Source organism: Saccharopolyspora gloriosae, from assembly GCF_014203325.1.
Lineage (GTDB): Bacteria > Actinomycetota > Actinomycetes > Mycobacteriales > Pseudonocardiaceae > Saccharopolyspora_C > Saccharopolyspora_C gloriosae.
The window spans coordinates 3,903,182-3,915,654 of sequence record NZ_JACHIV010000001.1; the positions used below are offsets into that span (position 1 = coordinate 3,903,182).

At 72.5% G+C, this 12,473-nt stretch carries 10 protein-coding genes; 3 read left to right on the forward strand and 7 right to left on the reverse strand.

All coding sequences use genetic code 11. The features are described 5' to 3' along the window. Nucleotides 1–5 precede the first annotated feature (5 nt). The 5 genes from BJ969_RS17210 to BJ969_RS17230 form a co-directional block, all read right to left on the reverse strand. Nucleotides 6–1,349, reverse strand: coding sequence for an MFS transporter (locus tag BJ969_RS17210; RefSeq protein ID WP_184479922.1), 1,344 nt, complete (start codon nt 1,347–1,349; stop codon nt 6–8). A gap of 63 nt (nt 1,350–1,412) precedes the next feature. Further along, entirely contained in the window at nt 1,413–2,834 is a 1,422-nt protein-coding gene (locus BJ969_RS17215) for an FAD-dependent oxidoreductase (RefSeq protein WP_184479923.1), read from the reverse strand. Beyond that, the gene (locus tag BJ969_RS17220) at nt 2,834–3,625 is read right to left on the reverse strand and encodes an SDR family NAD(P)-dependent oxidoreductase (protein ID WP_184479924.1); all 792 of its coding nucleotides are present in this window, start codon (nt 3,623–3,625) and stop codon (nt 2,834–2,836) included. The genes BJ969_RS17215 and BJ969_RS17220 overlap by 1 nt, the downstream gene beginning before the upstream one ends. Continuing rightward, nucleotides 3,618–4,445, reverse strand: a complete 828-nt coding sequence (locus BJ969_RS17225; protein ID WP_184479925.1) for an SDR family NAD(P)-dependent oxidoreductase — start codon at nt 4,443–4,445, stop codon at nt 3,618–3,620. The genes BJ969_RS17220 and BJ969_RS17225 overlap by 8 nt, the downstream gene beginning before the upstream one ends. A gap of 25 nt (nt 4,446–4,470) precedes the next feature. Continuing rightward, on the reverse strand, nt 4,471–4,896 hold the full coding sequence (locus BJ969_RS17230) for a nuclear transport factor 2 family protein (RefSeq protein WP_343071455.1): 426 nt from the start codon (nt 4,894–4,896) through the stop codon (nt 4,471–4,473). Between the two features lie 145 nt (nt 4,897–5,041). On the opposite strand from BJ969_RS17230, the gene BJ969_RS17235 reads away from it, so the two are divergent. Next, nucleotides 5,042–5,755, forward strand: coding sequence for an IclR family transcriptional regulator (locus tag BJ969_RS17235; RefSeq protein ID WP_246456908.1), 714 nt, complete (start codon nt 5,042–5,044; stop codon nt 5,753–5,755). Between the two features lie 388 nt (nt 5,756–6,143). On the opposite strand, the gene BJ969_RS17240 is transcribed toward BJ969_RS17235, so the two are convergent. Both BJ969_RS17240 and BJ969_RS17245 read right to left on the reverse strand, forming a co-directional pair. Then, nucleotides 6,144–7,757, reverse strand: coding sequence for an amidohydrolase (locus tag BJ969_RS17240; protein ID WP_184479927.1), 1,614 nt, complete (start codon nt 7,755–7,757; stop codon nt 6,144–6,146). A gap of 403 nt (nt 7,758–8,160) precedes the next feature. Next, nucleotides 8,161–8,742, reverse strand: a complete 582-nt coding sequence (locus tag BJ969_RS17245; protein ID WP_184479928.1) for an FxsA family protein — start codon at nt 8,740–8,742, stop codon at nt 8,161–8,163. A 150-nt stretch (nt 8,743–8,892) separates the two neighbouring features. Here BJ969_RS17245 and BJ969_RS17250 point away from each other — a divergent pair, with 150 nt between their 5' ends. Then, nucleotides 8,893–9,987, forward strand: coding sequence for a GDSL-type esterase/lipase family protein (locus tag BJ969_RS17250; RefSeq protein WP_184479929.1), 1,095 nt, complete (start codon nt 8,893–8,895; stop codon nt 9,985–9,987). Between the two features lie 199 nt (nt 9,988–10,186). Then, nucleotides 10,187–12,469 (forward strand): glycoside hydrolase family 3 C-terminal domain-containing protein, encoded by a 2,283-nt coding sequence (locus tag BJ969_RS17255; RefSeq protein ID WP_184479930.1) that lies wholly within the window; start codon nt 10,187–10,189, stop codon nt 12,467–12,469. Nucleotides 12,470–12,473 lie beyond the last annotated feature (4 nt).

A 12,473-nucleotide genomic window follows, 5' to 3' on the forward strand; every position in this document is an offset into this window, starting at 1 on the left:
GAGGCTCACCCGACCGCGGAGGCCGAGCCCTCGGACCGCTTCCGCTCAGCACCGTCGTCCCTGGGTACCCGCACCGCCAGCAGCATCACCGCGCACACGATCAAGCACCCGATCGGGAAGTACAGGCCTACCGACACGTCGCCCTCGCCCGCGTTGACGCCGATCACGTACGGCCCGAGGAACCCGCCCAGCGCCGCGATCGAGTTGATCGCCGCGAGGCCGACGGCGGTGTGCTCGCGGGAGAGCACCCGCGCGGCCATCGCCCAGTACGGCGCCATGTAGCCGAGCACCCCGATCGCCACCAGCGACAGGCACACCAGCGCGGGCACCGGCTGCTCGCGGAAGGCGATGGTGCCCGCGAGGCCCGCCGCGGCCAGCACCATCAGCGCCACCACGTGCCCGCGCCGCTCCCCGGTGCGGTCGGAGTTGCGCGCCACCAGCAGCATGCCGACGGCGCCGACCAGGAACGGGATCGCGCCGAGCACGCCGATGTTGGTGGCCGAGTAGGACGGGTCGAGCTGGCTGATGATCTGCGGCAGGAAGAACGTGAAGCCGTAGAGCCCGCAGGCCGCGAACAGGTTCGCCACCGCCAGGTACAGCACCTTGCGGTTCTTCAGGATTCGCAGCTGACCGAGGAAGGTCTCGGGTTCCTCCGAGTGGTATTCGGAGCGGATCTCCCGTTCCAGCCATTCGCTCTCCTGCTTGCTCAGGAACCGGGCCTGGCTGGGCACGTTGGGCAGGTACAGCAGGGTGAGCGCGCCCAGCAGCAGCGCCGGGGCGCCTTGGAGGATGAACACCCAGCGCCAGCCGCTGAGCCCGAACCACTGCACGTGGTCGAGGATCACGCCGCCGGTGAGGCTGCCCAGCACCATCGCCACGGGCTGCGCGAGCGCGAGCGCCGCGATGGCCCTGCCCCGTTCCCGCGTGCGGAACCACAGCGTCATGTACAGCAGCAGGCCGGGGAACAGCCCGGCTTCGGCGATGCCGAGCAGGATGCGCGCGCCGTAGAGCTGCGGCACGTTCTGCACGAAGCCGGTGAGCACGGTGACCAGGCCCCAGCTGATCGCGATGCGCGCCAGCCAGACCCGGGCGCCGATCTTCTTCATGATCATGTTGCTGGGGATCTCGAACAGCACGTACACCAGGAAGAAGATCGACGCGGCGACGCCGAAGGTGGCGGTCGTGATCGCGAGCTCGTGCTGCATGCCCAGCTGGGCGTAGCTGATGTTGGCCCGGTCCATGTAGTTGAACACGTAGAGCAGGCCCACGATCGGCAAGATCCGGGTGGAGACCTTCCGGACCGTTCTCCTGCCGATGTCACCGCCTTCTACCTCGGCGGGTGCTGGCATGACGTTCTCCTCGACGTTGAGCAGGTGAGTCCTCGCCCTGGACGAGTCGCCCAGGGACGGTGTTCAGGCGCGGTCGGCGCGGATCGCCGCCGTCCGGCCCGCGATGCGGCCCATGGTCACGGCGTTCGCCACGGCGTTGCCGCCGCCGACGTAGCGGGCGCCGAGCACGCCCGCGCCGGCCTCACCGGCGGCGAACAGGCCGGGCACGACCGCCCCGTCCTGGTCCAGCACGGCCGCCGAGCCGTTGATCTCCAGCCCGGCGTGCGTGCAGACGAGTTCCGCGGGCAGGGTGCGCACCGCGTAGAACGGCGGTTCCGAGATCGGTTCGGGGGGCGCGGCGGATCCCTTGTTGCGCAAGGTCTCGTGGCGCCGGAAGTCCTCGTCGGTGCCGTGCGGGAGCTGCTCGTTCCAGCGCCGCACCGCCGCGCTCAGCGCCGCCGGGGGCACCCCGATCAGCTCCGCCAGCGCGGGCAGGCTCCCGGCTCGCGCGGTGCGGCCCGCTTCGGCTTCGTCGTGGACCTTCGCTGCGTCCCAGTCGGCGTACCCGGCGGGCAGCGCGCGGCGGGCCCGGTCGTCGAAGACCGCCCACACCGGGCCGGGCTGGGCCTCGATGATGCCGGTGGACACCGCGTAGGAGGCGTCCTCGTCCATGAAGCGGCGGCCGTGCGCGTTGACGTGGATGCGGGACTTAGGCGGGAAACCGGACTGCCAGTGGTGCTTGCGCTGGAAGTACGCGGTGGGCAGCATCAGCCCCCAGCCGTCCCCGGCGAGCCCGGCGCGGACCTGCTCGCCGAACCGCAGGTGATCGCCCCTGCTGCCCTCGGCGGCGACGACGAACAGCGCCTCGCCCGCCCGATTCGCGGCCGGGTAGTACCGCGCCACCAGCTCCGGATCGCGGGCGAAACCGCCGGAGGCGACGACCACGGCGTCGGCCGACACCGCCACGTCGTCGGCGACGACACCGGTGACCCGATCGCCGTCGGTCAGCAACCGTTGCACGCGGGTGGCGAGCACGGTCTCCACGCGGTGCGCGCGACGAGCCGCGTCCAGCGCCAGCACCACGCCGTAGCCCTGGTCCTTCGGCACGTGCCCGCGCCACACGTCCTCCACCCCGGCCTGGCACAGCCCCGGCTGGTGCGCGTTCCCGGATACCTGCGCGGGAATCTCCACGCCGAGCTCGATCAGCCATTCCAGCGCCGCCCCGGCGTGCGCGCAGAACGCGCGGATCAGGCCGGGTCGCAGCAGCCACTGGTTGAGGTCCATGTAGTGCTGGAAGAACGCCTCCGGCGAGTCCCGCACGTCCAGCGCCGCCTGCACGCTGGTGCCCGCGGCGGTGAACATGCCCGCCGACAGCCGCGTGGAGCCGCCGAGTTCGCGCTCCGATTCGAACAGCAGCACCGAGGCGCCCCGTTCGGCGGCCGAGACGGCCGCGGCCAGCCCCGCTCCGCCGCCGCCCACGACGATCACGTCGTAGTGCTCGGTCATCAGAGCTCACCTCCGGTGTCGGCGAGGATGCGGTGGTACAGGCCGTTGGACACGAGCCCGCCGTCCACGGTCACCTCGCTGCCGGTCATGTACGCCGAGCGGTCGGAGAGCAGGAACAGGACCGCGTCGGTGACCTCCTCCGGCGTGCCGGTGCGCCCGGCGGGGATGCTGGCCACCGCGGATTCCACGAACGCGTCCGACCCGGCCAGCAATCCGGTGTCCACCAGCCCCGGGTGCACCGAGTTGACCCGGATGCCCCACTCGGCGAAGTTGCCCGCCGCCGACTTCGACAGCCCCGTCAGTCCCCACTTGCTCGCCGAGTAGGCGGGTGAGAAGTAGCCGATCTGCCCGGAGATCGACGAGATGTTCACGATCGAACCGCCGCCGGAGTCCCGCATCAGCCCGGACGCGGCCTTCATCCCGTGGAACGGCCCGTGCAGGTTCACCCGCAGCACCAGGTCCCAGATCTCGGTCGTGGTCTCGGAGAACTCCAGCCGCCGCGAGATGCCCGCGTTGTTCACCAGTCCGCCCAGCGCGCCGCGATCCGCGCGGATCTCGTCCACCACGCGCTCCCACGCCGCGGGGTCGGTGACGTCGAGGTCGTGCGCGGAGGCGGACCCGCCCACCGCGGCGATCTCGGCCGCCACCGGTGCCGCGTCGACGACGTCGGCCAGGCACACGTGCACGCCGCGCCGCGCCAGCGCCCGCGCGTGCGCGGCGCCCATCCCGGCCGCGGCGCCGGTGATCAGCACGACGTCCGGGTAGCGCACGGGCTCGGTCGCCTCAGACATGCCGGGACCCGCCGTCGACGGCGATGCTGTGCCCGGTCACGTAGCGGGCGCTGTCGGACAGCAGGAACAGCAGCGCGCCGAACACCTCCTCCGGGGAGCCGATCCGGTGCAGCGGCACGGTGTCGACCGCGTGCTTGAGCGCCACCGGGTCCTCCTTGACCCAGCGGGTCATGTCGGTGTCGATGTAGCCGGGGGCGATGGAGTTGACCCGGATGCCCTTGTCGCCGAGCTCCACCGCGAGCGATTCGGTCAGGTGCGCCACCGCCGCCTTCGAGCTGCAGTAGGCGCCCCGGCCGCGACGCACCCTGGTCGCCGACACCGAGGACATGTTCACGATCGCGCCGCCGGGCGCGAGGTGGCGCGCGGCGGCCTGCGCGCCGTAGAGGACGCCTTCGACGTTGACCTTGAGGGTGCCGCCGAACTGGTCCGGGGTGATCTCCTCGGCGAGCGCGAACGGGAAGATTCCCGCGTTGTTGACCCAGAAGTCGAGCCCGCCGAACTCCGCGAGCGCCGTCGCGGCGAGGTGCTCGTGCTGCTCGGCGAGCGTCACGTCCACCTCCTGTCCGACAACGCGCCCCGGAACATCCACATAGGATTCGTCTGCGACGGCCGCGTTGATCCGCTCGGCTTCGGCCGCCATCCCGGCGGCGTCGATGTCACCGCCGACCACGTGCACGCCGCGCGCCGCGAGGCCGCGCGCGAACACCGCTCCCATTCCGCGGGCGGCGCCCGTCACGACGGCCACCTTGCCGGGCAGTTCCGGGTAGACGGCGCCGATCGGCCGGTGCAGCGCCCCGCCGGGGCCGGTCGCAGTGCTCATGGTTTCTCCTTGCGGTGTCAGGGGATCAGCGCGGTTCGTCGTCGCGGCGCACCACGCGGCGGCGAATTCGCCACCGCCCGTCGAGGCGCACCAGGTCGTCGATGAAGGTCGTCATCCGCGCCAGCCGCGACGCACCGCCCGCTTCGGTGACGACGATCTGGAGGTAGCCGCGCACGACGAGACCGGCGCCGTCCGCCGATGCGACGTCGAGGTTCGTGATCACGTGCCGCGTCCTGGTGCCCGCCTGCTCATCGGCGGCGGCGAAGCGCTCGGCGAAGGCGACCAGCGCGGCGGTGCCGACGGCGGGCTCGGGGTAGCTCGGCGACCAGAACTCGCCGTCCGGGGTGAACGTCGCCGCCCATTCCTGCGCGCGCCCGCCGTCGATGCGGTGGCTCTGCGCGCCGTAGAGGCGGTGGACGTGCCCGAGCACCTCGTCGCTGACGTCTCCCACCGGCACGGAGCACCTTCCTGAGCTCGGACGTCCGGGTCGGGTCGATCACCCGAAGCAGACGTGCTATTATCGCACTCGGCGTGCGATTCCACTGGACTGTAAGCGGGCTCACCCACCCCGTCAAGAGCCGTACGAGAGGTGCAGCATGTCCGAGACCAGCGCGGAACCGACCGCGCCCAGCGGCGTCGAACTCGACTCGGGAATGTCGAAGACCCTGCACAACGGGCTGCGCATCCTCGAAGTGCTCGCCGAACACCCGCGCGGGCTCACCCTCAACGAGATCGCCGAACGCGTCGCCGTGCACCGCACCGTCGCGCACCGGCTGGTCCGCACCCTCGAAGCGCACCGGCTGTGCCGCCGCGACGACGTCAAGCGCATCTCGCTCGGCACCGGCCTCGTGCACCTGAGCGAGCCCGTCGAGCAGGACCTGCGCACGCTCGCCCGGCCCGTGCTGGAAGAGCTCACCGAACGCACCCAGGCGACCGCGCACCTGGTGGTGCAGGAGGACGAGCAGCAGGTCCGGATGCTCATGATCGTCGAGCCGCGCCGCGCCCGGATGCACGTGTCGTTCCGGCCCGGCCAGGTCGACCCGATCGACCGCGGCTCCGCGGGCCTCGCGCTGCTGGCCGCCGCACCCGCCCGCGAGCACGAACGCGACGAGGTGCGCAGCACCCGCGAACGCGGATTCGCCGTGTCCTACGGGGAGATCGCGCCGTCGATCACCGGGATCTCCGCGCTGGTACCGGGAACCGAACGCCCCACCAGCCTCGGGCTGTCGCTGTTCGAAGTCGACGACGAACGCGAACTCGGCCGCATCGTCCTCGACGCCGCACACCGCCTGGGTGCGCTCCTGCGATGACCGAGGCGCGTCAGCCGGGAAATCGCTGGGCAGGGGCCACCGGGCAACCGTCATCGCCGCGGATTCTCGAACGACCTTCGCGCGAGAGCGGCGAGCGGCCTTGAGCAACCGGACCGCCCGCGCGTTCTCAGCGGCTGGCTTCCGACGACATTCACCCCGGCGCACAAGAGAAATCGCTCCCGCAGCGGGAAGAGCGCTGACTACCGCTGCTTGAGCTCGTCATTCCAGGTGCGTTTTCGGTCGTCGCCCCGTCAGCAGCGACCACGGGCCACCGGCGGGTCCTCAGCGATTTCCTCGCGAGGACAACACCTTTCCGCGTGGGTGAGCCACCGGGACGAACCGCCGAGGTTCCGCCGCCCGGCCCGCAGAGCAGGCCGGGTGCGGCGGATCAGTCCTCTTCGTCGGGGTCGCGGATGTAGAGCGCCTTGCCGCGCAGGACCGTGCGCTGGCAGCGCGGCAGCGGAGCTCCGGGGCTCAGGTCCGGCAGCGGCGGCACGCCCGCGCGCGGATCCGTCGACCAGCGCTGCACCCGCGAATCCGGTGCGGTCACGACCAGATCGCCCGTTTCCCACACCGCGTAGGTCGCCGGGGCGCCCGGCACCAGCGCACCCGTCACGCCGTCGTCGAAACCGGCGGCGCGCCAGCCACCACGGGTGTGCGCGGTGAACGCGGCTCGCGGGGAGATCCCGAAACCGTCCGTGCGGTGGTGCACCGCGGCCCGCACCGACGCCCACGGGTCCACCGGGGTCACCGGTGCGTCCGAGCCGAAGGCCAGCACGATCCCGTTCGCCGCCAGCGCCGAGAACGGGTTCAGCCGGGTGCCGCGCTGCACGCCCAACCGGCGCGCGTACATGTCCGACGAGCCGCCCCAGGCGGCGTCGAACGACGGCTGCACCGAAGCGACGACACCGAAGGAACCGAGCTCGGCGGCCTGCTCCGCGTCGACCATCTCCAGGTGCTCCAGGCGGTGCCGCATGCTCGCCAGCGCGGGAACGCCCAGCACCTTCGCCGCCCGGCGGAAACCCTCGCAGGCTTCGGCCACCCCGGCGTCGCCGATCACGTGGAAACCGGCCTGCAAGCCCTGCCGGGTGCAGTCGATCAGGTGCTCGGCCACCGCTTCGGCGTCCAGGTAGAGCACGCCCGACGTCGTCGGATCGTCGGTGTAGGGCTCGCCCAGCGCGGCCGTGCGCGACCCCACCGCGCCGTCGATGAACAGGTCGCCGCCGAGGCCGCGCACCCCGAGTTCGCGCGCGGTCTGCAGCGCGCCCAGCTCACCCCAGTAGCCGATGACCTCCGGCACGTCGCCGCGAGCGGAGAGCTCCATCAGGTCCCGCAGGTCGTCGGCACCGGAGATGTCCGGGCCTGCGCACTCGTGCACGCTGGCCACGCCTTGCGACGCGGCGTGGCGCAGGAACGCCAGCTGGGCCTCGCGGCGCTGCTGCAGGCTCAGGGATTCCCTGGCCGCGCTGCGCGCGTGGTGGTGCGAGACGCGGGTGAGGGGGCCGTCCGGGCTCCAGCCCTCGGTGTCCTTGGCCAGCGGCGCGCGGTCGATCAGCGCGCTCGACACCAGGGCCGAGTGCACGTCGATCCGCGACAGGTAAACGGGCGCGCCACCGCAGGCGGTGTCGATCTCCGCGCGGGACGGCGGGCGGCGCTCCGGCCACCACGTCTCGTCCCAGCCGTGCCCCCACACGAGCGCACCGGGGTGTTCCTCCACGTGATCGCGCAGCGCGTGCAGGAACTCGGTGAGCGAAGCGCAGCCGGTCAGATCCAGGCCGTTGATCAACAACCCGGACGAGGTGGCGTGCACGTGCGCGTCGACGAACGCGGGCGCGACGAACGCCCCGCCGAGGTCGACGATCTCTGCCTCGGGATGCAGTGCACGGCCGACCCTGTCAGAACCGACCCAGGCGATGGTGCCGTCGATGACGGCCATCGCGGTGGCGTCGGCATCGGCGGGCGAATGAATCCGGCCGCCGAGCAGCAACGTGGTCTCGGACATGTCCTGTGTTCCCTGTCCTGGGGATCTCCCCCGGCTTCGGCTTGCTGGCGACGCAAGGCGTGGCGACCTGTTTCACCTGGTCCCCGCCCATCGGCGGACCCCTCCACTCCGGGCCGCGCCGACCGCCTCGGTCGACGCGGGACCGCCGGTTCCGCGTCGCCGACCTGGTCCGGCCGATCAGGGCGGCACTCTCCCACCCGAACGACCCCACCCGCTCGGTCAGGAGCCGGGTCGATCACCTTACGCGGATCACCGCGGCTGGGGTCGATCGAGGTCCGCGCCGTCCGGACTTCGCCCGTGCGCCACCGTGGCCGGCGTCTGGAGCGCCGCTCCCGACTCCGGCCACGATCGTTCGCCGAAGCTTACCCGCAGTGCTCGCGGGATCGACGTCACGCCGTGCGGTTCACCGCGCCGAGCCGCCGTCCGGGCGCTCTGCCTGCGTCGATGCGTCCAGCGACGGGTGCTGCTTCGGGATGTCGTCCTCACTGACCGACACGACCTCGCCGTCGATGACGTCGCCGTCGTCGCGGTAGCCCGCGCCGGGCCGTCCCGCGCCGGGGAACCGGGCGCCGGGCATGCCGCCGACCCAGCCGGCGCCGGCGCCCGCGCGCATCCGCTCCTGCATCTGCTCGGCGCGGCGTTCCGCGGCGCGCTGCAGGCGGCGGCGCAGGAACGCCCTGGTCGGCGGCAGCAGGCACAGCAGCCCGAGCACGTCGCTGACGAAACCGGGGAGCACGACGAGCAGCCCGCCCGCGACGATCAGCACGCCGTCGGCGACCTCCCGCTCCGGTGGCCTGCGCAGCCGGGCGGCCTCGTTGAACGCTTCGAAGGCGCGGCGCCCCTCCCTGCGCAGCATCCAGCTGCCGAGGGCGGCGCCCGCGATCAGCAGGCCGATCGTGGGCAGCACGCCGATGGCGCTGCCGACCAGCACGAGCACGCTGATCTCCACGACGCCGATGGCCAGGAGCAGCAGGAGAATGGGCAAAGCGAACCTCCGGAGGCATTCCGTCTCACTCGCTCAACGCACGGGATGCCCGATTTGCTCCCGAACCGGACGATCGATTCACGCGGTGTTACCGGCACCACTCCGGACACCGCCCATGATCGAGTTCGGCTGCTCATAGACTGATCGGCGATGCGGGCGCACAAATCGAGATTCCTCGCACTGCTGGCGGTCTGCGGCGTCCTGGCGCTCGCGATCCTGGTCAGTGATCAGTACCTGCCGAGCCTGCCGCAGCAGCCGCAACGGCTGCCCCCGGCGGTGGTCACGCTCGGCGACAGCACGCTGTCCGGCGAGGGCGGCGGGCGTTATGAAGCGGGCACGAACGGTGAGAACGGCGACTGGTGCCACCGCTCACCGGCCGCCCCGGTGCACCAGCTGGCGCTGCCGCCGCAGGTGACGCCCATCAACCTCGCCTGCTCCGGGGCGCAGGCGAAGCTGGTCGGCTCCGACGAGAGCCCCGAGCACGCCGAAGGTTCCCAGGCGGCGCGGCTCGCGGAGCTCACGCAGCGGTTCCGGATCACCGACATCGTCGTGCAGGTCGGCGCCAACGACGACCCCGGTTTCACCGACCTGGTCAACCGCTGCGTGGAGGCGTGGGCCACCCGCGCCCCCGGCGGCTGCGCCGAGCCGATGCGCGACGAGTGGCCGCAGCGGGTGGCGGCGATGCGCCCCAAGGTCGTCTCCGCGCTGCGCGACGTCCGGTCCGTGATGGACGAGGCGGGCTACACCCCGGGCGCCTACTCGCTGGTGGTGCAGTCCTACGCCTCCCCCGTCGGCCCGGACCTCGACCCGCGGCTGAACAACCTCTCCGGGTGCCCGTTCCAGCCGGGTGACCTGCGGTGGATCCGCGACACCGGGGTGCCGCAGCTGTCCGAGGGACTGCGCGCGGCGGCGGACGAGACCGGGGCGCGCTTCCTGGACCTCTCCCGCGCGGGCCACGGGCACGAGGCCTGCACGGGGGCGCCCACCGACGGCACGCCCGCGGGCCAGGTGCCGGTGCCTCGCAACGACGCCGAGTGGTTCACCCGCCTCACCGTCGACTGGGAGAGCCTGCAGGACGACTACCGCGCGCCGCACGCGATGCAGGAGTCCTTCCACGCCAACCCCGCCGGTCACGCGGCCCTCGCGGGATGCCTGGGCGATTTCCTCGCCGGTGACGACCAGCGGGCGGCCTGCGTCGCCGACGAGCGCGGCGAGCTCAAGCCCGTTCCCGAACAGGCACCTTGACGGGCTGTCTTTGATCTTGGCTCGAGCAGCTGGCCGCTCACCTGGAAAACCAAGATCAGGGACAGGCAGTGAGGTCGTTCTCGTTGGCGGACCTGGGCTTTCGCCGCGAACGGCGGCTCCGGCCCGGCGGGCGGGGGCTGATCTCCACGTCCTCGATGGGACGATCTCATCGGTATCGGACCGTCGGAGGGGAGCCGTCATGGCGACAACGCCGGAGACCGCAGCGGACGGGACCTGGGACGTTCCCGCGCTGCTGCGCTCGTTGACGATCGAGCAGAAGGCGGCGCTGCTAGACGGCGCGGACTTCTGGACGACCGAACCGCTGCGCGAGCACGGCGTCCCGTCGATCATGCTCACCGACGGCCCGCACGGCCTGCGCAAGCAGCGCGCCGGCGGTGATCACCTGGGGCTCGCCGACAGCGTGCCCGCCACCTGCTTCCCCACCGCGTCGGGCCTGGCGAGCTCGTGGAACACCGACCTGCTCGACGAGGTCGGCCGCGCGCTCGGCGCCGAGTGCCGGGCCGAGGACGTCGCGGTGCTGCTGGGGCCGGGCGTGAACATGAAGCGGACCCCGCTGTGCGGGCGGAACTTCGAGTACTTCGCGGAGGATCCGCTGCTGGCCGGGCACCTGGCGGCGGCGCTGGTGCGGGGCGTGCAGTCGCAGGGCGTGGGCACCTCGGTGAAGCACTTCGCGGTGAACAACCAGGAGACCGAGCGGCTCACGATCTCCGCCGAGGTCGACGAGCGGACGCTGCGGGAGATCTACCTGCCCGCGTTCGAGCACGTCGTCCGCGAAGCCCGGCCGTGGACGGTGATGTGCTCCTACAACCGGATCAACGGGGTGTACGCCTCGGAGAACCGCTGGCTGCTCACCGAGCTGCTGCGCGACGAGTGGGGGTTCGACGGGCTCGTCGTGTCCGACTGGGGCGCGGTCAACGCGCGCGACGAGAGCCTGGCGGCCGGGCTGGACCTGGAGATGCCCTCCTCCGGTGGCGCGGGAGCCGAGGTGATCGTCGCGGCCCACCGGGCGGGAACGCTGCGGGGGCAGGACATCGACGTCGCCGCTGGACGGGTGCTGCGCCTGGTCGAGCGCGCCACCTCCGCACCGGGCGCGGCCGGTTTCGACCCCGACGAGCACCACGCGCTCGCCAAGCGGGCCGCGATCGAGAGCGCGGTGCTGCTCAAGAACGATTCCGGCGTCCTCCCGCTGCGGCCGGAGTCGACGACGGTGGCCGTGCTCGGCGAACTCGCCCGCACGCCGCGCTACCAGGGCGCGGGCAGTTCCCAGGTGCGCCCGACGCGGCTGGACGACGCGCTGAGCGCGCTGGAGACCGCCGGATTCGCCGAGCTGCGCTTCGCCCCCGGCTACGAGGTGGAGGCCGACGCCCCCGATCCGGGCCTGGCCGCCGAAGCGGTGCGCCGGGCCGCCGAATCCGACGTCGCCGTGCTGTTCCTGGGCCTGCCCCCGTCCGCGGAATCCGAGGGCTACGACCGGGATCACCTGTCGCTGCCCGCGAACCAGCTCGACCTGCTGCGGGAGGTGGCGGCCGTCAACGAGCACGTCGTCGTGGTGCTCGCGGGCGGTTCGGTGGTCACCGTCGACGAGTGGCAGCGGCACGCGACGGCGATCCTGCAGGGCTGGCTGCCCGGCCAGGCGGGCGGCGGCGCGCTCGCCGACCTGCTCACCGGCGCCGCGAACCCGTCCGGACGGCTCGCCGAGACCATCCCGGTGCGCGGCGCGCACGCCCCGGCCGCCGGCGGGTTCGCCGGGGAGCACGGCGCGGTCCGCTACGGCGAGGGACTGCTCATCGGCTACCGCTGGTACGACGCGCACGAACTGCCCGTGAGCCACGCGTTCGGGGAAGGCCTGTCCTACACGACGTTCGACTACACCGACCTGGACGTGTCGGTGCTGGAGGACGGGCCGCGGCCGAAGGTCGGCGTCTCGCTCACCGTCACCAACACCGGTTCCCGCGCGGGCCAGGAGGTCGTGCAGCTCTACGTCGCCGACCCGGAGTGCTCGGTGTCCCGGCCGGAGCAGGAGCTCAAGGCGTTCGCGAAGGTCGCGCTGGAGCCCGGTGGCAGCACCCGCGTGGCGCTGGAGCTGGATCAGCGCGCGTTCGCCTACTGGCACGGGCCGCTCGGCCGCTGGGTCGTGGAGGGCGGCGAGTTCGAGCTGCGGGCCGCGTCGTCGTCCCGCAGCACGCGGCTGTCGGCCGTGGTGGAGCTCGCGGGTGAGCCGATCCGCAGCCCGCTCGCGCCGGAATCCGAGCTGGGCGCCTGGCTGGACGACCCGGTGGCGAGCCGCCTGCTGGGCGAGGCGCTGGCGGCGGGCCCGATGGGCGAGCTGGCCGCCGACCCGCAGCACGTGCGGATGATGCGGTCGTTCCCCGCTTCGCGGCTGGCCAGGTTCCCCGGTGTGGCCATCACCCACGCGCAGTTGCGGGAGTGGGCGGAGCAGGCGAACCGCGCGCGGCGGTGACCGG

Coding starts and splice junctions, on each gene's coding strand:
- BJ969_RS17210 (WP_184479922.1), bottom strand. CDS start 1,349: ATGCCAGCACCCGCCGAGGTAGAAGGCGGTGACATCGGCAGGAGAACG.
- BJ969_RS17215 (WP_184479923.1), bottom strand. CDS start 2,834: ATGACCGAGCACTACGACGTGATCGTCGTGGGCGGCGGCGGAGCGGGG.
- BJ969_RS17220 (WP_184479924.1), bottom strand. CDS start 3,625: ATGTCTGAGGCGACCGAGCCCGTGCGCTACCCGGACGTCGTGCTGATC.
- BJ969_RS17225 (WP_184479925.1), bottom strand. CDS start 4,445: ATGAGCACTGCGACCGGCCCCGGCGGGGCGCTGCACCGGCCGATCGGC.
- BJ969_RS17235 (WP_246456908.1), top strand. CDS start 5,042: ATGTCCGAGACCAGCGCGGAACCGACCGCGCCCAGCGGCGTCGAACTC.
- BJ969_RS17240 (WP_184479927.1), bottom strand. CDS start 7,757: ATGTCCGAGACCACGTTGCTGCTCGGCGGCCGGATTCATTCGCCCGCC.
- BJ969_RS17250 (WP_184479929.1), top strand. CDS start 8,893: ATGCGGGCGCACAAATCGAGATTCCTCGCACTGCTGGCGGTCTGCGGC.
- BJ969_RS17255 (WP_184479930.1), top strand. CDS start 10,187: ATGGCGACAACGCCGGAGACCGCAGCGGACGGGACCTGGGACGTTCCC.